A 25,235-nucleotide genomic window follows, 5' to 3' on the forward strand; every position below is an offset into this window, starting at 1 on the left:
GCCGAACTCCGGTTTTCAGTAACCCTGACATGATCGTCGGAGCAGGGGCAACGGCTTAAACACTTCTTCACGCTCTGTTCGGATGCTGGGTGCAAAGTATCTGGGATCGCCAAAGATGAGTCTTGCTACCAAACTGGCACAGGAACGGCGTGCGCGGCTGACGGCCGAGCGCCTGTTGGAGATGAAGCAAGCCGAACTGTCGGCGGCTAACCGCAAGCTGGGTCAGCACGCGATGGCCTTGACCAAACGCATCGGCGAAACCCAGGCCGAGGTCGAGACGGTTCGGGATGAGAATGAAAAAGTCAAATCCGATCTGACCGAGGCCAATGCCAAGATCGAAGTGGCCGAGCGTCGTTTGTGGCATTCGATGCAGACCATTCAGGACGGGTTTGCGTTCTTTGATGACCAAAGCCGCCTGATTGGTGCCAACGCAACGTATCTTAGCCTGTTTGACGGTCTGGATGAGGTTGCGCCCGGCATCTCTTATGCCCGTATTCTTGAGATTCTGACCGAAGAGGGGCTGATAGACATCGGCGCGGAATCACCGGTGGAGTGGCAGGCTCGAATGTTAAGGCGCTGGGCGCAGCCGCAGCCCGACTCGGTTGTGATCAAGCTATGGAACGGAGAGTATTTCAAGATGATTGACCAGCGCGGCAATGGCGGCGATGTGGTTAGTCTGGGTCTGAATATCACCGCTGCGGTCCGGCAGGAAACCGAGCTAAAGGCCGCCCGCGAACGGGCAGAGGCGGCGAACCGGGCCAAATCGGCTTTTCTGGCCAATATGAGTCACGAGATCAGAACCCCAATGAACGGCATTGTCGGGATGGCCGAGTTGATGTCGGAAACGCCTCTGGACGAGGATCAGAGGCTGTATCTCAACACCATTCGCAACTCGGGTGAAGCGCTGCTGGTGATCATCAACGACGTGCTGGATTATTCCAAGATTGAAGCCGACAAGATGGTCCTGCACCCCGAACAGTTCGACTTTGAGCGCTGCATTCTTGAGGTCGCGATGCTGCTGCAACCCAGCGTTCGCGACAAGGGGCTATCTTTGATGGTCGATTATGACCTGTTCCTGCCGACCTTGTTCGTGGGCGATCCCGGCCGTGTGCGGCAGGTGCTGACCAATCTGGTGGGCAACGCTGTCAAGTTCACGTCAGAGGGTCACGTGCTGATCCGGGTGACCGGAGTTCCCAATTCTGAAACTAATGTTTGCGATATACACGTGGCGATCGAGGACACCGGTATCGGCATCGAAACCGACAAGATCGGGCACATCTTTGGAGAGTTCAATCAGGTCGAGGATGAGAAGAACCGTGAATTCGAAGGTACCGGGCTGGGTCTGGCCATCACCAAGCGTCTGATCACTCTGATGGGTGGCGCTGTGTGGGTCGAAAGCGAGCCGGGGCAAGGATCGTGCTTTGGTTTCCGGGTTTCCTTGCCTGCAGCAGAATGCCCACAACCTGCGCCACCCGATCTGGCGGGCCACCTGCACCACGTGCTCCTAGTCGAGGACATGGCGGTCAACCGCGCTATTCTGACCAAACAATTGGGGCGGCTGGGATCACGGGTCACCGTTTGCGCTTCGGGGCGAGAGGCACTTGCGGCGGTTGATGATACTGTCGATCTGGTGCTGTGCGATCATGACCTGCCGGATATGGACGGGCTGGAATTGGCAACGACGTTGAAAGATCGTGGATGGGGTGATCTGCCTGTTGTGGTGATGTCGGCCAATCCCGGCGTCATCCACGCCAGCCCGGCCCGCCATCTGATTGAAGGAGTTCTGCAGAAACCGATCCCTCGGGCCGAACTCTATTCGCGCCTCAGCACGTTGGGTCAGATTTCGGTGCCGCGGGAAACTGTGTCAGTTGCCCCGGAAACCTCTTCGAAGGACGCCGCAGGAGGCCAACGCCAGATGCGCGTGCTGGCGGCCGAGGATAACAGGACCAATCAGCTGATCCTGCAAAAGATGGTCAAGGACCTGAACATAGACCTGCAATTTGCGGGCAATGGGGCCGAGGCGGTGGCCAAGCATCAGCACTTCGATCCGGATTTGATCTTCATGGATATCTCAATGCCAAAGATGGATGGAAAACAGGCCACAGCCGAAATCCGGCGGCGCGAGATTGAAACAGGGCGGCACGTGCCAATCGTCGCTCTGACTGCCCATGCCATGGCCGGGGATGATCAGAGCATCCTGTCGGCTGGGTTGGATCATTACCTGACCAAGCCGCTGCAAAAACGGAAAATCCACCAGATGATTCTGGATCACCGCCCTAAGGAAGCATTGCCAGTGATTGCCGAAGGGTCTGAGGCTGATTAGGTTGGACCCATGTCAGACCGTGGATTTCACCCTCGCGCATTAGGCGAGATTGCCATTCGCTGCGCCGATATGGGTGCCATGGTTGAGTTTTATGAAAATGTAATTGGACTTCAGCGCCTGTCTGGTGATCACAACGCCGCCATTACCTTTTTTCGTATTGCCGAGGGGTTTGGCGGGCACACACAGGTGTTGGCCCTGTTTCACTACACAGCAGCGCCACGGCCCGGATTGCACCCAGCGGGCGACAGCACTCCTGTGACCGGGGGCGGATCATCCTTGCACCACATCGCGCTCTCGCTGCCGTTTGCCGAGCAAGAAGCCGCGATGCGGTGGTAGGATAAAATGGGCCAACCCTATCGCGTTGAACAGTTCGGCTGGATCGGTTGGCGCGGTATTTTCACCGAAGACCCTGAGGGCAACACCATTGAACTGGTCGCCTATGACCCTTCAATGCTGGATCAGGCCTGATAGGGCCGCACGAAGACGGGTTTGTCCTCTTCCGATAGGTCGGGACGGTATTCATAACCACCGGTGTCGAAATCTAGCAGACCCTTGGGGTCTGACAGCCGATGTTGAATGATATAGCGCGCCATAGCACCGCGTGCTTTCTTGGCAAAGAAACTGACGATCTTGGGGGTGCCGCCCTTGTCTTCCATGAAAACTGGGGTGACCACCCGCAATTTCAGCGCTTTCAGGTCGACGGCCCCGAAATACTCCTGACTGGCGCAGTTCACCAGAACATCCGAGTTGATCTCGGCCGCTTGCGCGTTCAGGGCCTTGCTCAACTGGTCATGCCAGTATTCATACAGGTTCTTGCCGCGCCGGGTCTTCAGCTTGCTGCCCATCTCAAGCCTGTAGGGCTGAATGGCGTCCAAAGGACGCAACACACCATAAAGGCCAGACAGAATACGCAGGTGATCCTGCGCCCAGGCCATTTCATCAGCATCCAACGAGGCCGCTTCCAGACCCTGATAGGTATCTCCCGCAAAGGCCAGCGCCGCAGGGCGGGTCACGTCTGCCTCCGGGGTATCGGAAAAGGCACGATACCGATCGCGGTTCAGGCGCGCCAGATCATCGCTGAGGTCCATCAGTTTCTTGAGATCGCCCAGCGTCAGGTTGCGTGCGGTTTTCGATAGCCGGATCGCGTCATCCTGAAAGTCGGGTTGCGTGACCTCAATGTCCCGTTCTGCCCAATCCAGCCGCTTGGCCGGGGAAACCACTACCAGCATATCCGCCCTCATTCCTTGCCTGATGCTGGGTATCTAGCCCGCTTGACGCAACACGTCCAGAAATGCGGCACCAAACCTTTCGTGACGACGGTCGCCCAGCACTTGCTCCATCCCGCGCGGATCATTGGGGCGCAGTTGTGCGACCTTGGCCAGTTGCGAGGCCGAGCAGGTCAGCGGCTTGTCGATACCTTCCGGCCCTCGCGCCAGATCGTTCTGCACGGCCAGCAATTGGTCATAGATTTCGCCTTGATCCCGGCCTGCCAGTTTACGGCGGGCAGGGTGCAGGGTCGCGGCCTCACCAGCGATCACCTCAAGGAAAGTGTCGCCATAGCGCTCCAGCTTTTTCGCGCCCACGCCGCCGATCCGGGCCATCTCGTCCAGCGTCATGGGGCGGGTCTCGGCCATTTCGATCAGGGTACGGTCAGGGAAGATGACATAGGCAGGCACGCGCGCGGATTCCGCCAGTGCGCGGCGTTTGGCTTTAAGTGCCGACAGCAGAGGCGCGTCTTCCTCGGTCACCATTGCCTTGACGGCGGGGCGGCGGGTGGCCTTGCGGATTGTGTCCTTGCGCAGACTGATCTGCGCCTCACCTTTCAGGATCGGCTTGGCGGCCTCGGTCATGCGCAGGGCACCGTGGCGCTCGGGGTCGGGTCGGACCAGATCGTGCCCCATCATCTGCCGAAAGATCGCCTGCCATTGTGGGCGCGACCATTCTTTGCCGATGCCCCAAGTGGAAAGATTGTCATGCCGACGGGCGCGAACTTTATCCGTTTCATTGCCCACAAGTATGTCAATCAGGTGGCCCGCGCCAAACCACTCCTCGGTGCGCAGGATCGCGGACAGAGCCATGCGGACGGGTGTGGTGCCGTCGAATATCTCGGGCGGCGAGTCACACAGATCACATTTGCCACATGGCGCGATATTTTCGCCAAAATACCCAAGCAGAGTCTTGCGGCGACATTCCAGCGCTTCGGCCAATCCCAAGAGTGCATTCAGGCGCGCGTGATCCGCCATGCGGCGTTCAGCCGGGGCCAATCCTTCGTCAATTTGCGAGCGGCGCAGGCGTATATCGTCGGGGCCGAACAAGGTCAGGGTTTCAGCAGGGCCGCCATCGCGCCCAGCGCGCCCGATTTCCTGATAATAGGCTTCAATGGATTTGGGCAGGTCCGCATGGGCAACCCAGCGGATATCAGGTTTGTCGATCCCCATGCCAAAGGCCACGGTGGCGACAACGATCAGCCCATCCTCTCGGGCAAAGCGGGTTTCGACGATGCGGCGATCTTCGGCTTCCATCCCACCATGATAGTGGCAGGCCACGTGTCCCTCGGCGCGTAGGGCCTGCGCCAGCACTTCGGTCTTGTTGCGCGTGCCGCAATAGACGATGCCGGATTGTCCTTTGCGGGCAGCGGCAAAGTCGAGGATTTGTTTGCGCGGTCCGTCTTTGGCAGCAAAGGCCAGATGAATATTCGGTCGGTCGAACCCGCGCAGGAATTTGCGTGGCGCAGTGCCGTCGAACAGCTTCTGAACGATTTCATCTTGCGTTTCCGCATCCGCCGTGGCGGTGAAGGCGGCCAGCGGCACGTTCAATGCACGCCGCAACTCTCCGATCCGCAAGTAATCGGGGCGGAAATCGTGACCCCATTGACTGACGCAGTGGGCTTCGTCCACGGCAATCAAGCTGACATTGATCCGCCGTAACATCCCCAATGCTGACCCCGCAGCCAAACGTTCGGGTGCCATGTACAGCAGTTTCAGCCGCCCGGCCTCCAACGCTTCCCACACGGCATCGGTTTCTTCGGGGGTGTTGCCCGAGGTCAGCGCGCCAGCCTCGACCCCTGCTTCCTGCAAACCACGGACCTGATCGCGCATCAGGGCGATCAGGGGCGAGATCACCACGGTCACCCCGTCGCGCAGAAGAGCAGGCAATTGGAAACACAGGGATTTGCCGCCGCCAGTGGGCATGATCGCCAGCACGTTTTCGCCCAGCGTGACGGCATCGACGATCTCTTCCTGACCGGGGCGGAAGTCGTCGAATCCAAAGACATCTCGCAGCATAGGCGCGGCGTCGAACATGTGGGGATTGCCCTGTTTTAAGGTTTATCTGCTCTTAAGACAGGACAATCACATACTAAGATTCGGTGAACAAGAGGTCAGTAGAAGTAGGGCGCATTGTTGATCAGAATGATCCGCAGCGCATAGACCCCGATCAGCACAACCAAAGGCGTCAGATCCAGCCCACCCATATTGGGTAGAACGCGTCGGATTGGGCCGTAAATTGGCTCTAAAATCCGGTTCAGGCCGTACCAGATTTGCGCGACCAACTGCTGGTGTAGGTTGAGCACCTGAAAATTGATCAGCCAGCTCATGATCACGTGGGCAAGAATGATGAACCAGACAATGTCCAGGATCAGCAGCAGAATTTGGATCAGCGACAGCATGGGGCCTCCGGTAAGTCGTTGAGACGAGAGGTAAGCGCCCCTGCGACAAAGAGCAAGCCCGCGCCAACAGAACGCTTGCGAAATGGGTCAAAGGTTCGTCTTATGAGCGCAACAAAAACAGGGGCGGTCATGGCAGAAATTTCCAAGCGCAGGCGTATTTGGGGTTGGTGGTTTTTCGATTGGGCCAGTCAGCCCTATCACACGCTTCTGGTCACCTTTGTTTTTGGCCCTTATTTCGCCGGTGTCGCGGCAGGGTATTTCGCCGGAACCGGATTGGATGCCGAGGCCGCCGCGGCGCGGGCGCAGACGGTCTGGGCCAATTGCCTGACCATCACCGGTTTGGTTATTGCCTTTGGCGCGCCGCTTTTGGGCGCGATGGCGGATGTGTCAGGTCGGCGCATTCCGTGGATATTCGCGTTTTCAGCGATGTATGCCGTTGGCTCAGCCGCGTTGTGGTACACGATGCCCGACGGTTCGAACATGTGGCTGATGCTGTCGGCCTTTGGCCTGGGTTTTGTGGGCGCGGAATATGCGCTGATCTTCATCAATTCTCAGCTGCCTGATCTGGGCGATGACAACGAGGTGGGAGAGATTTCAGGTTCAGGCTTTGCCTTCGGCTATTTTGGGGGCCTGCTGTCTCTTGCGATCATGCTGGCGCTATTCGTGGAGCAGCCCAACGGTAAGACGCTGGTCGGAATGGACCCTTTGTTCGAGCTGGAGGCCGCGACGCGTGAGGGTACGCGTTTTGTCGGACCGTTTACCGCCGGTTGGTTCGTCTTGTTTATGGTTCCCTATTTCCTGTGGGTTCGGGACGACCCGAACACCGAAAAGAAGGGCAGCGTGGGTGAGGCGCTGCGGTTACTGGGTAAATCAGTGGCAGCGCTGCGTCACCGGGTGAGTTTGGCGACTTATCTGGGGTCCTCGATGTTCTACCGCGACGCGCTGAACGGGCTGTACAGCTTTGGCGGTGTCTATGCACGACTGGTGCTGGAGTGGGATCTGATCAAGATCGGCGTTTTCGGAATTGTCAGCGTTCTCGCCTCGGCCATCTTTGCGTGGATTGGCGGCAAGCTGGACAAGAGATACGGCCCTAAACCGGTGATTTTGGTGGCCATATGGGTGCTGATCTTTGTCTGTATTACCGTCGTTTCGATGGATCGGACGCAGATTTACGGCATCCCCCTGACCGAAGGCTCGGGCCTGCCAGACATGGTGTTCTTCGGCTGCGGTATTCTGATTGGCGGCATGGGGGGCATTTTGCAATCGGCCAGTCGTTCCTTGATGGTACGCCACACCGATCCCAAGGCCCCGGTTGAAAGCTTTGGACTTTATGGTCTGTCAGGCCGCGCGACCGCCTTTGCCGCACCATTACTGATCGGGTTTGCCACAACCATGACCGGCAGCGCGCGTCTGGGGGTGTCACCGATCATTCTGTTGTTTATTCTGGGACTGTTCCTAATGCGCTGGGTTAAACCGGAAGGGGATCAGAGCAGATGATTTTACTACGTTTTTTGGCAGTAATTGCCGCGATGACATTGGCAGGCACGGTGGGGGCACAACCCCTGGCCAAGCAATTGTTCGGGGCGCAGAAGCAAAGTTCACAACAAAATGCGGCGGCTTTCGGCAGTTATTCGCGCGGATGCGCCGCCGGGTCGGTGCAACTGCCCGAGACAGGACCTACATGGCAAGCCATGCGCCTGTCGCGCAATCGTAATTGGGGGCACCCAGAGGCGGTCGATTACGTGCAGGACCTCAGTAAATTCGCGGCCAAACAGCCAGGATGGAATGGTCTCTATATCGGGGATATTAGCCAGCCGCGGGGTGGGCCGATGACATCTGGCCACCGCTCTCACCAACTGGGTCTGGACATCGATATCTGGATGCTGCCCGGCGACAACATGCGGTTGTCGCGCAAGGCGCGCGAGAATATCTCGTCCGTTTCTCTGCGCCGCGCTAACGGGGCCTATGTGAATGGCAGCTGGACCAAACAGCACCATGCCGTCCTGCGCGAAGCCGCCAAGGACAAGCGCGTGGCGCGGATTTTTGTTTTTCCCGGCGCCAAGGTTCAGATGTGCAATGATGAGAAAGGCAATCGAGCCTATCTGCGAAAAATCAGGCCGTGGTGGGGACATCACTATCATTTCCATGTGCGCCTGAAATGTCCAAAGGGCTCGCGCGGCTGTGTCAATCAGGACCCGCCGCCCAAAGGGGATGGTTGTGCCGAGGCACAGCAATGGGTGCGTAATATCCTCAACCCGCCGCCACCCGATCCAAACGCACCACCACCGAAGAAACGCCGGGAGTATGTTCTGGCCGATTTGCCTCAGCAATGCGCTTCAGTTTTGCAATCCAACTAAGCTCGGCATTGCTGTGGGCTGCTTCGGCATGGGCGGTCGAGGTCAAGACGGCAACACACCTGAGCAGTTTTGCCTGGCGGCATAGCGCTGATTGGTTTGGAGGGTTTTCGGCCCTGCATATCTCGGACGATGGTCATCAGATGATCGTGCTGAGCGACCGAGCGGTATTGGTGCGCGCCGCTATTTCCCGGGACCGAGATAATATCACCGGCGTTCGGATTACTGGAAACTGGCCTGTTCTGTCCAGTACAGGTCGTCCCCTTTCTGGACGAGCGGGGGACTCTGAAGGTATCGCCGTCACGTCGGACGGCGGCTTTTTCATCTCGTTCGAAGGGGTGCATCGCGTAGCCCGCTATGCAGCTCCGGGTGCAAATGCGCAGGTGTTGCCGCGCCCCAAAGCGTTCAAGGGTCTAAGAGGGAATGGATCACTCGAAGCGCTGGCAATAGACGGAAAGGGATGGTTATACACCCTGCCTGAAAAAAGCCGGACCGATCAGGGCGACATCCCGGTTTATCGCTGGGACGGAAAAGTCTGGTCGACGCCATTCGTGCTGCCACAGCGAGGTGATTTCCTGCCTGTCTCTGCGGATTTCGGACCCGATGGCAGGTTCTATGTTTTGGAGCGCAAGCTTTCCCTAATCGGCTTTCAGTCACGCCTGAGACGATGGCAGATCACAAAGGGTGAACCAATTGCCGAGGAAACTCTTTTCACGACCGGTACTGGCGCGCATGACAACCTTGAAGGGCTGTCCGTCTGGCGCGATGATCAGGGGCGGCTGCGGGCCACGATGGTCTCGGATGATAATTTCATGGCCCTGCAGCGTACCGAATTGGTGGAATACCTTCTGCCTGATTGACTCGGGTCAGCCAAAGGTCTAAACGCACGGCTTGCCTTGGGATGAGCCCGAGGCCAAGTCGCCGCTACCTTGTCAAAACGGGCATCTGAAAATGCAACGCAGCTTTATTCCCGGCATCATTGCCATGGCCGCCATTGTTGTGGCCTCAAACATCCTGGTCCAGTTCCTGATCCTTGACGGTCTGCTGACCTGGGGTGCTTTCACCTATCCGCTGGCCTTCCTGGTCACAGACATCATGAACCGCGTCTATGGCGTAGGCCCGGCCCGCAAGGTCGTCTTTGCCGGGTTTGTCACTGGTATCGTCTGCTCGCTGGTCGGCAGCCAGATCATGCTGCAGGGCGATGGCTTTACCTATGCCGCCGTGCCTCTGCGGATCGCAGTCGCGTCCGGAACGGCTTTCCTGATCGCGCAACTGACCGATGTCACCGTGTTTAACGCGATGCGTGGTGGCCGCTGGTGGCGCGCGCCGCTGGTTTCAACCTTGGTCGGTTCGGCGTTGGACACCGCGATCTTCTTCACCATCGCATTCTCGGCCTCGGTCACGTTCTTCGGCGCCAACGCAGACGCCGCAATCAACTGGGCGTGGGAGCCCGTGCCATTCATGCTGACCGGTCCGATGGCCCCTCTGTGGGTAACGCTGGCTTTCGCGGATTGGCTGGTGAAACTGTCGCTGGCGCTGATCGCGCTGATCCCCTTCAAGGTGATCGTTGCGCGGTTGACCGCTCAGCCTGCGTAAAAAAGTGCTTTGAGAATGGCGCATCTTGTGTCAGGCTCAAAGTTAACCACAACAGATAGAAAAAGAGGTGATCCAGTGTCGAGAAAGAGATTGGAGAGAGGTGTCGGAACAACCGGGGGGATCGCCTGTTAAGGCAGCCCTTGGCGGAGCGCTCGCTCCGGCTGGTCGATTGATCTAACCGACCCGACCTCCTTATACTTTCGAAGGGCCGTCCCGCCGGGGCGGCCCTTTTTGTTTCTGCCCGTGCCGGATAAGGTCTAACCCATGTTGCGCATCACCGATGATATCGCCCTGCAAGACTGGGAAATGACCGAGAGCTTTGTGCGCTCGTCCGGTCCCGGCGGGCAGAACGTCAACAAGGTTTCGACTGCCGTAGAATTGCGGTTCGAGGCTGCGCGCTCGCCCTCCTTGCCCGATCCAGTCAAAAACAGGCTGAAACGACTGGCTGGGCGGCGCTGGACCAAGGATGGTGCGATCATCATTCAGTGTGAGGAAACCCGCAGCCAGGCCCGAAACCGCGAAATTGCCCGCTCTCGGCTGGCAGAGTTGATTGCCCGAGCATTGGTTAAACCCAAGCGACGGATCGCTACCAAGCCCACCTACGGCTCGGTTAAACGGCGGTTGGCCGCGAAAAAGGCACGGGCGGATGTGAAGGCACTGCGCGGTAAAGTCTCGGAAGATTGATCTGGAAACTTCGTGGGTCCTTGCTACTTTGGTCTTGTAGGGGAGAGCAAGATCATGAGGTTAGAGGGAAAAACCGCAATCGTCACCGGAGGTGCGTCGGGCTTTGGTGCCGGGATCGTGCAGAAATTCCTGTCCGAAGGTGCGCGGGTCATCATCGCCGACATCAACGGCGACGCAGCCGAAGTGCAGGCCAATCAACTTGGCCCGAATGCGGTTGCTCATATGGTTGATGTGGCGAATGCTGCCTCGGTACAGTCCATGGCCGATATCGCGATGGATCGGTTTGGGCATCTGGACATTTTGGTCAACAATGCGGGGATCACTCATCTGCCAATGCCGCTGGAAGATGTAACAGAAGAAGATTTCGACCGCGTTTTCAGCGTGAATATGAAATCGGTCTACCTGACCGCCCGCGCTTTGGTTCCCACAATGAAAGCACAAGGGGCAGGTGCGATCCTGAACGTGGCCTCGACGGCGGGTCTGTCGCCGCGCCCAAACCTGAACTGGTACAACGCCTCCAAAGGCTGGATGATCACCGCGACCAAAACGATGGCTGTGGAGCTTGCGCCGTCCGGCGTACGCGTAAACGCAATTTGCCCAGTAGCCGGAGAAACGCCGCTCCTCAAATCGTTCATGGGCGAGGACACGCCCGAGATGCGCGCAAAGTTCCTTTCGACTATCCCATTGGGCCGCTTTTCCACTCCTGAGGATATGGCCAACGCAGCCTGTTTCCTGTGCTCGGACGAGGCCAGCATGATCACCGGCACAGCATTGGAGGTCGACGGTGGCCGCTGTATCTGATCCGGTCTTCATCTGGCCAAAAATATCCCCGCCGGAGGCAGCGCGCCTGCGCGCTTTCCTACCAACGCGCCTGAGGTTGAAATGACCCCCGGACCCAGAAACCTGATCACCGATGTCCCGGGCCTTCTGGTCGGCAATGCGCAGGACGAGGCTTTGAAATCCGGCACCACTGTTCTGACCTCGGGTCAGGCTTTCACGGCCTCCGTGCACGTCATGGGTGGCGCACCGGGTACGCGGGAAACCGATCTTCTGGCCCCGGATAAATCCGTCGCGCAAGTGGACGCCATTACCCTGTCCGGTGGCTCTGCTTTTGGGTTGGATGCCTGTTCTGGCGTGTCGGATGCATTGCGGGCTCAGGGCAGAGGGTATTTGGTGGGTGATGCGGTTGTGCCGATCGTGCCGGGTGCAATCCTGTTCGACCTGTTGAATGGTGGCGATAAGGGGTGGGGTGAAAACCCCTATCGCACCTTGGGCAAAACGGCTTTCGAGCAAGCTGCCGAAGATTTTGATTTGGGAACAGCTGGTGCAGGGGCCGGGGCACTGGCCGCTCGGCACAAGGGCGGGCTGGGTTCTGCCTCGCTGGTTCTGGATTCGGGCGTGACCGTTGGGGCATTGGTTGCCGCCAATCCATTGGGCAGCGTGACCACGCCGGGAGATCGCCATTTCTGGGCCGCGCCGTTCGAATTCGACGGTGAGTTCGGCGGGTTAGGGCCTGATTCCAGCACCGGGTTGGGTATGCCCGCGCCGAGCCGCAAGGCGCAAGCCATGCGATTGGCTCAGCCTGAAAAAGGTAACACCACTATTGCCATCGTTGCCACTGATGCTGCCCTCTCAAAGCCGCAGTGCCAACGGCTGGCGGTGGCTGCCCATGACGGTATCGCCCGTGCCATCCTGCCCGCACACACACCGGGCGATGGAGATCTGGTCTTTGGCGTTAGTACCGGCACACAGTCGGTGAATGCTGAAGCCGAGCTTGGGCTGATCGGACATGCGGCCGCGATCTGTTTGGCAAGATCCATCGCGCGGGCGATTTATCTGGCGACACCGGCGGCAGGTGATCTTTTGCCCTGCTGGTCTGCTCCACATGACTTAAGTTAAGGACGGCCTATATGCCGCAGTGGCACAGTGCGCCCGCGCGGCAATCCGCGCGTTGACTCTTTTTTGCGCCGACGGTCCATTCGGTGCAGCCAAATTTGTATCGGAGCAAAAGCTATGAATCGCATCCTCGCTACCGCAATCGTCGGCCTGTTGGCCCTTCCCGCCTATGCTGAAGGTGATGCCGAAGCCGGTAAGAAGGCTTTCAATAAATGTAAATCCTGCCACCTGATTGCTGACCCTGCTGGCGAAGTGATCGTCAAAGGCGGCAAGACCGGGCCGAACCTGTATGGCGTTGCAGGCCGTACTGCAGGCACCGTCGAAGGCTTTAAATACGGTGACAGCATCGTGGCCGCAGGTGAAAACGGTCTGGTCTGGGATGAAACCACCTTTGTCGAATACGCGCAGGACCCCAAAGGTTTCCTGAAAACCTATCTGGATGACACCGCTGCCAAGTCCAAAATGACTTTCAAGCTAAAGTCGGGCGCCGAGGACGTTTACGCCTATATCGTCAGCGTGTCTGGCGAATAACGCCTGAAACACATTCAATAGAGAAGTTACAAAAGGCCGCAGCCCCTGCGGCCTTTCGTGCGATTGATAACCGGATGGATCAGCGCCACCTTGAGGATGCGCGGTTCATCATGTCTTTGCATGATTTCGCAAAGCCAAGCCGATCCGGCGGCAGCCAATTCCGTACATCCCGCCGCTTTGGCGGATCGGCAGCAGGAGACGACAGATGGGAATCATGATCCCGGCCTGGGTTGATGGCGAGTTGACCCCCGTGGACAAGCTTGAGGCGCATGAAAAGGGCCTCCGGCACAAGGCGGTGTCGGTCTTTGTTGTCCGTGGCACTGAGATTCTGCTGCAGCGCCGGGCCTTGGGAAAATACCATACGCCAGGCTTGTGGGCGAATACCTGCTGCACTCATCCGGATTGGGGTGAGACGCCCTCGGAATGCGCCGTGCGTCGTCTGCGAGAGGAACTGGGTATCACCGGCCTGTACCCTGAATACCGGCACCGGCTGGAATACCACGCTGATGTCGGCAACAACATGATCGAACACGAAGTCGTCGACATCTTTCTTGCGCATGTCCGCGGCCCGCTAAAAATCGAGCTTAACCCGGGCGAAGTCATGGATATCCGCTGGGTCGATTACCACGATCTTCTGGCCGAGGTGCAGCGCCATCCGGATCGGTTCACACCGTGGTTGAAGATTTACTTGCATAATCACGCCGACACGATTTTTGGCCCTGATCTGATCATCTCGGCCTCATCCTGACATCCTCTGCTTGCAAGGGCCGCCCAAGCCGCCTAAATCAACGCGTCATGGCCAAGCAAAAGCAAAAGACTGACCCGAATTACAAAGTCATCGCCGAGAACCGGCGTGCGCGCTTCGATTACGCGATCGAAGAGGATATCGAGTGCGGCATCGTGCTGGAAGGGTCCGAGGTCAAATCCCTGCGCGCGGGTGGGTCAAACATCGCCGAGAGCTATGCCTCGGTTGATGACGGAGAGCTGTGGCTAATCAACAGCTATATCGCGCCCTACGAGCAGGCGAAGGTCTTCAAGCATGAAGAACGCCGCCGCCGCAAACTGCTGGTCTCGCGCAAAGAGCTGTCGAACCTGTGGAACGCGACGCAGCGCAAGGGCATGACGCTGGTGCCGCTGGTTTTGTATTTCAATCACAAGGGTCGGGCAAAGCTGAAGATAGGCATCGCCAAGGGTAAAAAGTTACACGACAAGCGCGAAACTCAAGCCAAGCGCGACTGGTCACGTCAGAAACAGCGGCTGATGAAGGATCACAGCTGATCCTTCTACCCCGGTTTCAGAATGCCATCGCTGCGGATACGGCGCGTTTCCAACGGTCATAGGCGGCGTCCCGATCCTCGGCGGGCAGTTCCGGCTCGAACCGGCGATCCAGCGCCCAGGTTTCCGCAAACCCCTGCTGATCCGGGTAAACACACGCCCGCATTCCGGCCAGCCACGCGGCGCCAAGGGCGGTGGTTTCCTGCATGACCGGGCGGTCCACCTCAGCGCCCAAGTAGTCCGACAGCCCCTGCATGGCCCAGTCCGAGGCGCTGGCACCTCCGTCCACACGCAGGATCACGTCGGTTTCGGCACCCCAGTCGCCCTGCATGGCGTGCCACAGATCGCGGGTTTGATAAGCGATGCTCTCCAGCGTGGCCTTGGCGAATTCCGCGCGGCCCGAGTTGCGGGTCAGGCCAAAGACAGCGCCACGGCAATCGGGTTTCCAATATGGCGCTCCGAGCCCGGTGAAGGCAGGCACCAGAACAACGTGTTGGTTCGGATCGGCCCGTTGCGCCAGTTCACCGCTCTCCGGGGCCGACTCGATGATCTGCAACGCATCGCGCAACCATTGCACTGCGGCCCCGGCAACAAAGATCGAGCCTTCCAGCGCATAAGTGCGCTTGCCGTCCAATTGATACGCAATCGTCGTGAGTAGCCGGTTTTTCGACTCGACCGGTTTGTCGCCTGTGTTCAACAGCGCGAAACAGCCCGTTCCATAGGTCGATTTCATCATACCCGGCTGGAAACAGGCCTGTCCGATGGTGGCCGCCTGCTGATCTCCGGCTACGCCCAGAATCGGGATATTCCCCCCTAATAGGGTCGTATTCCCGAAATCCGAGGCGCAATTGTGCACTTCTGGAAGCATGTTCAAGGGCACGTCCAGCAGATCGCAGATCTCTGTGCTCCACTCACCTTTGTGGATATCGAACAGCAAGGTACGCGCGGCGTTGGTCGCGTCAGTGGCATGGCTGCGCCCCTCGGTCAGTCGCCAGATCAGGAAACAGTCGATGGTGCCGAACATCAATTCGCCGGCCTCGGCCCTTTCGCGCGCGCCAGGGACTGTATCCAGCAGCCACTTGACCTTGGTACCCGAGAAATATGGGTCGAGCAGCAAACCGGTCTGGGCGGTCACGTCATCCTCGCACCCCGCCTGCTTGTAGCGCGCGCAGATCTCGGCGGTGCGGCGGTCCTGCCAGACGATGGCATTGTGGATCGGCTTGCCAGTGGCGCGGTCCCAGACGACGGTGGTTTCACGCTGGTTGGTGATGCCAATCCCGGCGATCTGATCGGGGGTAACACCGGTCGTCTCCATCACCTCGCGGCAAACGCGCAGAACGCTGTCCCAGATTTCTTCGGCGTCGTGTTCAACCCATCCTTCTTGCGGGAAATGCTGCGTGAACTCATGCTGCGCGGTGCCTGCGCGCTGCATATCCGCGTCGAACAAAATGGCCCGTGATGATGTGGTGCCCTGATCAATGGCGAGAATATACGTCATTCCTCGCGCCCCTCCCGTTTGGTTTTGCGGGACTTTAGCGCAAACAACGACAATCGGACCAGTGCGTTCAGACAGGAATATTGTCGATCAAGCGCACCCCGTCCGCCCAGGCCGCCGCGAACAGTCGCGCAGGTCGGTCTGCGTGGGTCAGAGGCTCAAGCGTTTCGGCGCAGCGCAGCTGCACATATTCCACCTGAGTGAACCCTGCCGCCAGCAGGTCGGTCTCGGCTTTTGCGGCCAGCGTATCGAAACTGGCCCCGGCCTTCAGCGATTGGGCTATCCCCTGCATGATTCGATGCTTATTGGCAGCAATCGCCAAACCGTCGGGCGACAGACGCAGGTTACGCGATGACATCGCAAGGCCCGAGGGCTCGCGAACCGTGGGGCAGCCGATCACTTCGATCGGAATGTCCAGATCGCGAGCCATGCGGCGGACGATCATCAGCTGCTGATAGTCTTTTTCCCCAAAATAGGCTCGATCTGCCTGCGTTTGCAGGAATAGTTTCGCAACCACGGTGGCGACGCCATCGAAATGGCCGGGGCGGAACTCACCCTCCATCACATCGGTCAGGCCGGTCACAGAGACATTGGTGGCAAAGCCCTGCGGATAGATCTGTTCGGGTTCAGGAACATAGATCACATCGACACCGTAAGGGGCCAGTTTTTGCGCATCCTCGTGTTCGGTGCGCGGGTATTTGGCCAGATCTTCGGGGTTGTTGAACTGTTTGGGGTTCACAAAAATCGTCACGATCACCCGGTCGGTGCCGGCCTTTGCGGCCTCGACCAGTGACAGATGACCCTGATGCAGCGCGCCCATGGTGGGGACAACGCCGATGGTTTCACCATTGCGGTGCCATTCGGTAGTCAGCGCGCGCAGGTCGGACAGACGGCGCAGGATAGGGGCAGTCATGCCTTGGGCCCTTTTGAAGGAGCCTGATCGGCAAAGACATGTTCGTCGGCCGGAAAGGCGCGGGCGCGCACTTCGGCGGCGTATTCGGCGATGGCGGCTTCGGCCAGGGGGCCAAGCTCGGCATAACGTTTGACAAATTTCGGTTTAAAGGCGGTGAAAAAGCCCACCATGTCATCCACCACCAAAATCTGCCCGTCGCACCCAGCAGATGCACCAATGCCGATGGTCGGGATAGCGACCTCGGCCGTAATCTGGTCGGCCAAACCCTGCGGCACCTTCTCAAGCACGACAGAAAACGCACCAGCTTCGGCCACAGCGCGGGCATCGGCAAGAACGGCTTCGGCCTGTTCGTCACGGCCCTGAACTTTGTACCCACCTAGCGTGTTGATCGATTGCGGCGTCAGGCCGATATGCGCCATAACCGGGATGCCGCGCTTGACCAGAAAGCGGATGGTTTCGGCCATCTCGACCCCGCCTTCCAGCTTGACCGCCCCCGCGCCGGTTTCCGCCATCAGGCGGGCGGCATTGCGAAAAGCTTGTGCAGGGCTTTCTTCGTAACTGGCAAAGGGCATGTCGATGACCATCATTGCCTTTTGCAGGCCGCGGGCAACGGCCTGACCGTGCAGGATCATCATTTCCATCGTCACACCAAGGGTCGATTCCAACCCGTGTAGCACCATGCCGACGCTGTCGCCCACCAGAACGAAATCGCAATGGGCGTCCATCAGCCGCGCCATCGGCGTGGTATAGGCGGTCAGGCTGACCAGTGGTTCCGTGCCTTTTCGGGCACGAATGTCCTCGGCATTTGGGGCTTTTTTACGGGCGGTGGCGCTCATGGTCGCTCCTCCGGGGTTCATGTTGCAGCGCGGCATAGCAGATTGCGCATGGTTATAGAAACCCCGGTTGCGCGAACATTCCCTTGATTGACCCGAGATTTAAGGGGACATTGTTTAAAGAAACGCCCGTAAAACAGCGGGTTCAGCTATTTCAGACGGGGGGATTTTTAACCATGCAGACGTTGCGATCATTTGCATCCGCACTGGCGCTGGGGGCCAGCGTCTTTGCTACCGGGGCATTGGCCAAGTCCGATATCACCATCGCGATGCAGCTTGAGCCCCCGCATCTGGATCCCACAAGTGCTGCAGCGCAGGCGATCGATTCCGTGGTGTACACAAATATCTTCGAGGGTCTGACCCGGTTTATGGGGGATGGTTCGGTCGTGCCGGGCCTAGCCGAAAGCTGGGAGATATCCGAGGACGGTACCGTTTATACATTCAAGCTGCATGATGGCGTCACGTTCCACGATGGCACCACCATGGACGCCGAAGACGTCAAGTTCACCTTGGATCGTGCCACGGCTGATGACAGTGCCAATGCGCAAAAGGCGCTGTTTGCAGCCATTGAAAGCGTTGAGGTTGTCGATCCTCTGACGGTCAAGGTTACCCTGTCCGAGCCTACCGGGAATTTCCTGTTCAATATGGCCTGGGGCGATGCAGTGATCGTCTCGGCTGACAGTATCGACACTATCAAGACCAACCCCGTGGGCACTGGGGCCTTCACCTTTGGCAACTGGGTGCAGGGCGACAGCATTACGCTGAACAGAAACCCGAACTACTGGGGTGATCAGCCTGCGTTAGAGACAGCTACATTTAAGTTCATTTCGGACCCGACTGCCGCTTTTGCTGCGATGATGGCCGAGGATGTGGACGTGTTCGACAATTTCCCTGCGCCTGAAAACCTGCCTCAGTTCGAGGCCGATCCACGCTTTCAGGTGCTTGTTGGCACAACCGAAGGCGAAACCATCGTGTCGACCAACAACAAGAAACCGCCCTTTGACGATATTCGCGTGCGGCAAGCGCTGGCCCATGCGATCGACCGGCAAGCGATCATTGATGGCGCGATGTTTGGTTACGGCACCCCGATCGGTACTCATTTTGCGCCTCATAACCCGGCCTATGTCGATCTGACTGGCACCTCGGCCTATGACCCGAAGAAGGCCGCCGAACTGCTGGCAGATGCGGGCTATGAAAAGGGGTTTGAGACCACACTCCACTTGCCACCGCCATCCTATGCCCGACGCGGGGGTGAGATCGTCGCCGCGCAGTTGGCCGAAGTCGGCATCAAGGCCGAGATCATCAACGTGGAGTGGGCGCAGTGGCTGGAAACAGTTTTCAAGGGCAAGGATTATGATCTGACCATCGTCAGTCATACCGAACCGATGGATATCGGCATCTACGCGCGCCCTGACTATTATTTCCAGTATGATAGCCTGGATGCGCAGACGCTGATGGATATTCTGAACGGAACGACCGACCCGGACGAGCGTAAAAAGCTGCTGGGTGAAATGCAGCGTCTGATCGCCAATGACTTTGTCAATGGCTACCTGTTCCAACTGGCCAAGCTGGGGGTCGCCAAGGCGGGTGTGCAGGGGTTGTGGAAGAATGCACCCACCGCTGCCATCGACCTGACCCAAATCAGCTGGTCCGAATAACCAGTTCCCGAGGCTGCAATCGGTAGCCTCGGGTTTGTGTATATTAGAGCGAGCCTGAACATGACCGTGGTCCGCGCCATTTGCATTATTGTTTTAGCCGTGTGCCTGATCTCTTTCAGCGGTGGTCAGGTATTGGCACAGAATGGGTTAGAGCGCGGGCTGGGGACGCTGGTCGGCACGCCTGAAAACCCGTTAGAGGTAGGTATTGGCATCCGCATTGATCAGGTCACAAGCGTAGATCAGAAGGCCGAGAATTACGGTGCTGTGGTTGTTCTGCGGGCTGAGTGGACCGATCCGGCGCTGGCTTTTGATCGCGAGGCAATCGGGCGGGACTTCCAAGTCTTCAACCCTCCGGCATTGGCCGATCACGCGCGTGGTCTTGGGGCGATTGTACCGGCCTTTGTTGTCCATAACCAGCAGTCCAACAAATGGATACACGAATCTGCAGCGTCGCTGCGCCATGACGGCGAGGTGGTTTATGTCGAAAAATCTTCGCTGACTTTGCAGGCCCCGCATTTTGATTTCCGCAAATACCCTTTCGACACGCAACAGTTCTTTTTCGAAGTCGTGTCGGTTTTTCCGTCCGACTACGTGACTTACTACCCGCTTGAAGAGTTTTCCGGCCTCGGTGACTTGCTGGGAGAAGAAGAGTGGATACTGGACAACGCAAGGGTTCAACACTCGACAGTCATTGGCCTGTCCGGTCGCGACAGCGATCAGATTGCGCTGGCGTTTGAGGGCCACCGTCACCTGACCTATTACGTGATCCGGGTTTTCCTGCCGATGCTGGTTCTGATTACAGTGGGCTGGGCGCTGTTTTTCCTCGATGAATATCGACGCCGGATTGAGATCGCCGGGGGCAACCTGCTGGTCTTTGTAGCCTTCAATTGGGCGATTTCTGCCGACCTGCCCAAGCTTGGATACCTGACCTTTCTGGATTTTGTTCTGCAATGCATGTTCCTGATGACCGGGGCGTTGATCGTGTTCAACGTGGCCTTGCGCAAGTTGAAGGTCTCTGGGCGAGAGGATGGGGCGAGAATGCTGGACAATTACGCGATCAAGTGGATCTATCCTTTGGGCTATGCCGCCATCGTCGGCTATGCGATTTTTGCCTATCTGCTGGTGCCTTAGGTGCTGGACCCGCGAGATATGTGATCCTAACGTGGTCTCAATGCTCCGCTATGCCCTCAAACGTCTGATATCTTTGCTGATCAGCCTCGCGGTTGCTTCGGTTGTCATTTTCTCAGTGATCGAGGTGGCACCGGGCGACCCGGCCTCATTCATGTTGGGCGTGAATGCACAAGAGGATACGCTAGCCGCGCTGCGGGCCGAGCTTGGGTTGGACGGCTCTAAAGTGCAGCGCTATTTTACGTGGGTAGGCGGCATGGTAGTGGGGGATTTCGGCACCTCCTACACCTATCGCACGCCGGTGTCGCAGATGATCACGGACCGGCTGTGGGTGTCTCTGCCACTGGCGCTTTATGCGCTGGCACTGTCCACCGTGATCGCCTTTCCAGCCGGAATCTATGCAGCAGCCCGCCGGGGTAAACCCGGAGACCTGACAGTCATGGGCGCGACGCAACTGGGTATCGCGGTGCCGAATTTCTGGTTCGCGATGATGCTGGTGCTGATCTTTGCCATCGATCTGCGATGGTTCAACGCCGGAGGGTTCGTTGGTTGGGACAAAGGGTTCTTGGCCGGAATACACTCGCTGACCTTGCCCGCCATTGCGCTGGCCTTGCCTCAGGCGGCCATTCTGGCAAGGGTCATGCGATCTTCCCTGCTGGATATCCTGGGTGAGGATTTCATGCGCACTGCGCGCGCCAAGGGCTTGTTGCGTCGTCAGGCGCTGTGGCGGCATGGGGTGCGCAACGCGCTGATCCCGGTACTGACCATTATCGGTTTACAGTTCTCTTTCCTGCTGGCCGGGTCGATTATCATCGAGCAGGTATTCTATTTACCCGGTCTCGGCCGGTTGGTGTTTCAGGCCATTTCGGCGCGTGACCTGATCGTGGTTGAATCCGTTGTCATGCTTCTGGTCTTCGCCGTCATTACTGTGAATTTTCTGGTTGATCTGGCCTATGCCGCCGTTGACCCGCGCCTGAGGAGCCGGACATGAGGCGCAATCTAATCCTTGGTGCGACTCTGTCTTCTCTGGTTTTGCTGGCGGCGCTGATCTCGTTCGTCTGGACGCCTTATGACCACGCGGTGCTGAACATTCCCAGAAAACTACAGCCGCCAAATACGCAGCACGTGTTTGGCACCGATCACTTTGGCCGGGACATGTTTTCGATGATCATGGTCGGTGCGCGGACGTCCATCGCCGTGGCATTGGTGGCGGTGGGTATCGGCATGGCGCTAGGCGTGCCCCTTGGCCTGACTGCAGCGGCGCGTAAGGGGTCGTGGCTTGATGAGGTAATCATGCGCGGCAATGATCTGGTCTTTGCCTTTCCCTCGCTGGTTATCGCCATCCTGATCACCGCCGTATTCGGTGCCGGAGCCATCAATGCCATCATCGCCATCGGCATTTTCAACATTCCCGTCTTCGCTCGCATAACCCGCGGCGCGGCTCTGTCGCTGTGGGAGCGTGAGTTCATTCTCGCCGCCCGTGTGTCAGGCAAAGGTGCAGCGCGCATCTCGGCCGAACATATCCTGCCCAATGTGGCGAACCTGCTGATTGTGCAGGGAACCATCCAGTTCAGCTTGGGCATTCTGGCCGAAGCCGGGTTGTCCTATGTCGGTTTGGGTGCGCAGCCGCCCACGCCCAGCTGGGGCCGAATGCTGGCCGATGCGCAGACAATGGTCAGTTTTGCCCCGCATTTGGCTCTGATTCCCGGCTTGGCGATCATCATCACAGTGCTGGGATTGAACCTGCTGGGCGACGGGCTGCGCGACTGGTTGGACCCACGGATCAGGGTGGCACGCGTATGAGTTTGCTGCAGATCGAAAATCTGTCTGTGGCCATCCACGGGACGAAAATCCTGAAACAGGTCAGTTTTTCCGTCGACCTAGGCCAGATCGTGGCCGTAACAGGTGAGAGCGGCTCGGGCAAATCTATGACCGCATTGGCGGTGATGCAGTTGTTGCCCAATGGAGCCAAAACAGAAGGATCAATCCGGCTCGAGGGCCAAGACCTGCTGAGCCGTCCTGAGGCCGAGATGTGCGCCCTGCGCGGCGCGTCCATCGGGATGGTGTTTCAGGAACCGATGACGGCGCTCAACCCGGTCAAGACCATCGGCGATCAGGTGATGGAGACCATCCTGATTCACAAAGCCATGCCCCGTGCGCAAGCCCGCGAACGCGCCAAAGAGGTCCTGACCCGTGTCGGTTTGCCGTCTGACCGTTTCCCTCTGTCACGCTATCCGCATGAGCTGTCCGGGGGGCAACGTCAGCGGGTGGTGATCGCCATGGCCATCGCCCTCCGACCAAAGCTGTTGATCGCGGATGAGCCGACAACGGCGCTGGATGTGACCACGCAAGCGCAAATTCTCGACCTGCTTAAAGGGTTGGTGGGGGAATATAGCATAGGGTTGCTGATGATCACCCATGATCTGGCGGTGGTGTCCGATTTGGCAGATCGGATTGTTGTGATGCGGCACGGCGAGGTGGTCGAAAGCGGGGCAACCACCGATTTGTTGTACAACATGCAGCACCCTTACACCCGCATGTTGTTTGAAGCCTCGGGCCATCAGGTGGCGCTGCCAGAACCGCCACAGCCGCGCCCATTGCTTGAAGTTAGAAATGTCGTTCGTGATTATCGTCTGCCCAGGAAACGTCTGTTCGGGGTGCCGGGCCAGCACCGTGCGGTGAATGATGTCAGCTTCACCCTCAATCGGGGTGAGCGACTGGGATTGGTCGGTGAGTCTGGTTGCGGAAAATCGACCCTAACAAAGGCAATATTAGGGCTGGAGGACGTACAGAGCGGTGAAATTCGGCTGGACGGTAAGCCTGTCTTTTCGGGCCACACACCCAACCGGGATGTGCGTCGCAAGGTGCAGGTGGTGTTTCAGGATCCCTATGGCAGCTTCAATCCCCGCCATCGCGTCGCGCGTCTGATCACCGAACCGTTTTATCTGTTGGACGCGCCGCCAACCGGGGCGGAACGACAGGACCGTATCGACGATATACTGACGGCTGTCGGTCTCAGCCCCAATGATGCCAGCAAATACATCCACGAATTCTCGGGCGGGCAGCGGCAGCGGATCGCCATTGCCCGTGCCTTGATCATCCGCCCGGAACTGATCCTATTTGATGAGGCGGTCTCGGCGCTGGATGTTTCGGTCCGGGCGCAAATTCTGGATCTGCTGGCCGAGCTTTGCGCCGCCTATGATCTGACCTATCTTTTCATCAGCCATGATCTGAGTGTCGTACGCACGATCACTGACCGAGTTTTGGTCATGAAAGCGGGTAGGATCGTTGAACACGGCGAGACAGAACAGGTCTTTTCGGAGCCGAAACACCCCTATACCCAAAGCCTGATTCAGGCCGCGCCGGCACTGCCTGAAATTGGTAGAAATATGGATAAACCTATTTGTTAGAGCCTAGATGGAGGCCCCTATGTCCAATCCACTCTGGTTCAATCCCTCACTTTGTCTGATTGGCGGCGCGTGGGTTCCCGCAGTCTCACAACAGACGATCCCGATGATCGACCCGTCGGATGGCTCGGAAATCTGCCAGATCGCACGAGGAACCGACGCGGACATACAAAAGGCTGTCGACGCCGCCGAAGCTGCCCTGGATGGAGACTGGGGTCGCAAAACCGCATTAGAGAGAGGGCGCATCCTTACACGTCTGGGGCAGATGGTTTTAGAGCGCGTTGATGACCTTGCCAAGCTTGAGGCAATGGATGTGGGAAAACCGCTGACGCAGGCGCGCGCCGATGCAGTGGCCCTGGCGCGATATTGCGAGTTTTATGGCGGTGCGGCGGACAAGGTGATGGGCGAGACGATCCCCTATCTGGATGGCTACACTGTATATACCCTGCGTGAACCACATGGGGTGACCGGCCATATCGTGCCGTGGAATTATCCAATGCAGATTATTGGCCGCTCGGTTGGGGCCGCGCTAGCGATGGGCAATGCCTGTGTGCTGAAACCTGCGGAAGAGGCTTGTCTGACCGCGCTGGCCTTTGCCCATTTGGCGCAACAGGCCGGTCTGCCTGCCGGCGCGCTGAACGTCGTGCCGGGATTGGGGGCCGAAGCCGGGGCCGCGCTGGCGGCACATCCGGGCGTAAACCATATCTCATTCACCGGCTCGGTCGCCACGGGCGCGCTGGTCCAGCAGGCGGCGGGGCGCAATGTGGTGCCAGTGACGCTGGAACTGGGCGGAAAGTCCCCGCAACTGGTGTTTGACGATGCCGATCTGGACGCCGCACTGCCGTTTCTGGTGAATGCGGGCATTCAGAACGCAGGGCAGACCTGTTCGGCCTCGTCCCGTATTCTTGTGCAGCGTGGGGTGTATGAGCATGTGAAAGCTCGAATGGCAGAAGCTTATTCCGAGCTGACTGTTGGTCCGGCGCAAGAGGATTTGAGGGTTGGACCGCTGATCTCCATCCGTCAGAAACAGATTGTTACCGAATATCTAGCCAAGGGCGCGGATCTCAGCGTCGCCGGTCGGGGGCGCATTATTGATCATGCGCCAGATGACGGCGCTTTCGTGCAGCCCACCCTTTTTGCCGATGTCCCTCCTGATCACATTCTGGCTCAGGATGAGATATTTGGCCCGGTGCAAGTTTTGATCCCCTTTGAGACCGAGGAAGAAGCCATCCAGATCGCCAATGCCACCGAATACGGTCTGGTCGCCAGCGTTTGGACCCGCGACGGAGCACGGCAGATGCGGCTGGCGAAACGGTTGCGCTCGGGTCAGGTGTTTATCAACAACTACGGCGCGGGCGGCGGGGTGGAATTGCCCTTTGGCGGAGTTGGAAAGTCAGGTCACGGGCGCGAAAAAGGGTTCGAAGCGCTCTATGGGTTTTCACAGGTAAAAACCGTGGCTGCGTACCATGGTTAAG

General features: G+C 58.4%; 25 protein-coding genes. 19 read left to right on the plus strand and 6 right to left on the minus strand.

Features of this window, described 5'->3' with window-relative positions; genetic code table 11:
- The first annotated feature begins 115 nt into the window (after positions 1-115).
- The 3 genes from ACR0D7_RS10770 to ACR0D7_RS10780 are packed head-to-tail and all read left to right on the plus strand — an operon-like array spanning position 116 to position 2,791.
- Positions 116-2,323 carry a response regulator gene (locus ACR0D7_RS10770; protein WP_480679011.1) on the plus strand — a complete coding sequence of 736 codons (2,208 nt, stop codon included), beginning with the start codon at positions 116-118 and terminating at the stop codon, positions 2,321-2,323.
- Between the two features lie 9 nt (positions 2,324-2,332).
- Positions 2,333-2,659, plus strand: a complete 327-nt coding sequence (locus ACR0D7_RS10775) for a VOC family protein (protein ID WP_480679012.1) — start codon at positions 2,333-2,335, stop codon at positions 2,657-2,659.
- Positions 2,660-2,665: 6 nt separating this feature from the next.
- Entirely contained in the window at positions 2,666-2,791 is a 126-nt protein-coding gene (locus ACR0D7_RS10780; RefSeq protein WP_480679013.1) for a VOC family protein, read from the plus strand.
- On the opposite strand, the gene yaaA is transcribed toward ACR0D7_RS10780, so the two are convergent.
- The 3 genes from yaaA to ACR0D7_RS10795 form a co-directional block, all read right to left on the minus strand.
- The gene (gene yaaA / locus ACR0D7_RS10785; protein WP_480679014.1) at positions 2,782-3,552 is read right to left on the minus strand and encodes a peroxide stress protein YaaA; all 771 of its coding nucleotides are present in this window, start codon (positions 3,550-3,552) and stop codon (positions 2,782-2,784) included. The genes ACR0D7_RS10780 and yaaA overlap by 10 nt on opposite strands.
- A 33-nt stretch (positions 3,553-3,585) precedes the next feature.
- The gene (gene recQ, locus ACR0D7_RS10790; protein WP_480679015.1) at positions 3,586-5,625 is read right to left on the minus strand and encodes a DNA helicase RecQ; all 2,040 of its coding nucleotides are present in this window, start codon (positions 5,623-5,625) and stop codon (positions 3,586-3,588) included.
- Between the two features lie 77 nt (positions 5,626-5,702).
- Complete coding sequence (locus ACR0D7_RS10795; RefSeq protein ID WP_170382138.1) at positions 5,703-5,990, minus strand: YggT family protein; 288 nt, start codon at positions 5,988-5,990, stop codon at positions 5,703-5,705.
- Positions 5,991-6,119: 129 nt separating this feature from the next.
- Between ACR0D7_RS10795 and ACR0D7_RS10800 the strand changes: the two genes are divergently transcribed.
- The 10 genes from ACR0D7_RS10800 to smpB all read left to right on the plus strand — a co-directional run bounded on the left by ACR0D7_RS10800 (position 6,120) and on the right by smpB (position 14,329).
- Complete coding sequence (locus tag ACR0D7_RS10800; RefSeq protein WP_480679016.1) at positions 6,120-7,487, plus strand: MFS transporter; 1,368 nt, start codon at positions 6,120-6,122, stop codon at positions 7,485-7,487.
- Positions 7,484-8,347: a penicillin-insensitive murein endopeptidase gene (gene mepA / locus ACR0D7_RS10805; protein ID WP_480679017.1), complete on the plus strand. Its 864-nt coding sequence runs from the start codon at positions 7,484-7,486 to the stop codon at positions 8,345-8,347. The genes ACR0D7_RS10800 and mepA overlap by 4 nt, the downstream gene beginning before the upstream one ends.
- Positions 8,320-9,204: an esterase-like activity of phytase family protein gene (locus ACR0D7_RS10810; protein WP_480679018.1), complete on the plus strand. Its 885-nt coding sequence runs from the start codon at positions 8,320-8,322 to the stop codon at positions 9,202-9,204. Before mepA ends, ACR0D7_RS10810 begins: the two co-directional genes overlap by 28 nt.
- A gap of 91 nt (positions 9,205-9,295) precedes the next feature.
- Entirely contained in the window at positions 9,296-9,940 is a 645-nt protein-coding gene (locus tag ACR0D7_RS10815; protein ID WP_480679019.1) for a queuosine precursor transporter, read from the plus strand.
- Between the two features lie 264 nt (positions 9,941-10,204).
- Positions 10,205-10,624, plus strand: a complete 420-nt coding sequence (gene arfB, locus ACR0D7_RS10820) for an alternative ribosome rescue aminoacyl-tRNA hydrolase ArfB (RefSeq protein ID WP_170382133.1) — start codon at positions 10,205-10,207, stop codon at positions 10,622-10,624.
- 54 nt (positions 10,625-10,678) lie between these two features.
- Positions 10,679-11,425 (plus strand): SDR family oxidoreductase, encoded by a 747-nt coding sequence (locus tag ACR0D7_RS10825; RefSeq protein ID WP_480679020.1) that lies wholly within the window; start codon positions 10,679-10,681, stop codon positions 11,423-11,425.
- A gap of 81 nt (positions 11,426-11,506) precedes the next feature.
- Positions 11,507-12,523 (plus strand): P1 family peptidase, encoded by a 1,017-nt coding sequence (locus ACR0D7_RS10830; RefSeq protein WP_480679021.1) that lies wholly within the window; start codon positions 11,507-11,509, stop codon positions 12,521-12,523.
- Between the two features lie 114 nt (positions 12,524-12,637).
- Entirely contained in the window at positions 12,638-13,051 is a 414-nt protein-coding gene (locus ACR0D7_RS10835) for a c-type cytochrome (RefSeq protein WP_170571376.1), read from the plus strand.
- A gap of 205 nt (positions 13,052-13,256) precedes the next feature.
- Positions 13,257-13,799 carry an isopentenyl-diphosphate delta-isomerase gene (gene idi / locus ACR0D7_RS10840; RefSeq protein WP_480679022.1) on the plus strand — a complete coding sequence of 181 codons (543 nt, stop codon included), beginning with the start codon at positions 13,257-13,259 and terminating at the stop codon, positions 13,797-13,799.
- A 47-nt stretch (positions 13,800-13,846) separates the two neighbouring features.
- On the plus strand, positions 13,847-14,329 hold the full coding sequence (gene smpB / locus ACR0D7_RS10845) for an SsrA-binding protein SmpB (RefSeq protein ID WP_170382128.1): 483 nt from the start codon (positions 13,847-13,849) through the stop codon (positions 14,327-14,329).
- Between the two features lie 16 nt (positions 14,330-14,345).
- On the opposite strand, the gene glpK is transcribed toward smpB, so the two are convergent.
- The 3 genes from glpK to panB all read right to left on the minus strand — a co-directional run bounded on the left by glpK (position 14,346) and on the right by panB (position 17,570).
- On the minus strand, positions 14,346-15,824 hold the full coding sequence (gene glpK / locus ACR0D7_RS10850; protein ID WP_480679023.1) for a glycerol kinase GlpK: 1,479 nt from the start codon (positions 15,822-15,824) through the stop codon (positions 14,346-14,348).
- A gap of 67 nt (positions 15,825-15,891) precedes the next feature.
- On the minus strand, positions 15,892-16,734 hold the full coding sequence (gene panC / locus ACR0D7_RS10855) for a pantoate--beta-alanine ligase (RefSeq protein ID WP_480679024.1): 843 nt from the start codon (positions 16,732-16,734) through the stop codon (positions 15,892-15,894).
- Complete coding sequence (gene panB, locus ACR0D7_RS10860; RefSeq protein ID WP_480679025.1) at positions 16,731-17,570, minus strand: 3-methyl-2-oxobutanoate hydroxymethyltransferase; 840 nt, start codon at positions 17,568-17,570, stop codon at positions 16,731-16,733. Before panB ends, panC begins: the two co-directional genes overlap by 4 nt.
- A 173-nt stretch (positions 17,571-17,743) precedes the next feature.
- Here panB and ACR0D7_RS10865 point away from each other — a divergent pair, with 173 nt between their 5' ends.
- From ACR0D7_RS10865 to ACR0D7_RS10890, 6 genes are read left to right on the plus strand one after another with little or no spacing between them, the layout of a single operon-like run.
- Positions 17,744-19,225 carry an ABC transporter substrate-binding protein gene (locus tag ACR0D7_RS10865; RefSeq protein WP_480679026.1) on the plus strand — a complete coding sequence of 494 codons (1,482 nt, stop codon included), beginning with the start codon at positions 17,744-17,746 and terminating at the stop codon, positions 19,223-19,225.
- A 60-nt stretch (positions 19,226-19,285) separates the two neighbouring features.
- The gene (locus tag ACR0D7_RS10870; protein WP_480679027.1) at positions 19,286-20,356 is read left to right on the plus strand and encodes a ligand-gated ion channel; all 1,071 of its coding nucleotides are present in this window, start codon (positions 19,286-19,288) and stop codon (positions 20,354-20,356) included.
- 40 nt (positions 20,357-20,396) lie between these two features.
- Positions 20,397-21,344, plus strand: a complete 948-nt coding sequence (locus ACR0D7_RS10875; RefSeq protein ID WP_480679028.1) for an ABC transporter permease — start codon at positions 20,397-20,399, stop codon at positions 21,342-21,344.
- Positions 21,341-22,156, plus strand: a complete 816-nt coding sequence (locus tag ACR0D7_RS10880; protein ID WP_480679029.1) for an ABC transporter permease — start codon at positions 21,341-21,343, stop codon at positions 22,154-22,156. Before ACR0D7_RS10875 ends, ACR0D7_RS10880 begins: the two co-directional genes overlap by 4 nt.
- Positions 22,153-23,763: an ABC transporter ATP-binding protein gene (locus tag ACR0D7_RS10885; RefSeq protein ID WP_480679030.1), complete on the plus strand. Its 1,611-nt coding sequence runs from the start codon at positions 22,153-22,155 to the stop codon at positions 23,761-23,763. Before ACR0D7_RS10880 ends, ACR0D7_RS10885 begins: the two co-directional genes overlap by 4 nt.
- Before the next feature lie 19 nt (positions 23,764-23,782).
- The gene (locus ACR0D7_RS10890; protein ID WP_480679031.1) at positions 23,783-25,234 is read left to right on the plus strand and encodes an aldehyde dehydrogenase family protein; all 1,452 of its coding nucleotides are present in this window, start codon (positions 23,783-23,785) and stop codon (positions 25,232-25,234) included.
- Position 25,235: the final 1 nt, after the last annotated feature.

The sequence above is a fragment of the Ruegeria sp. BB7 genome, assembly GCF_056539365.1.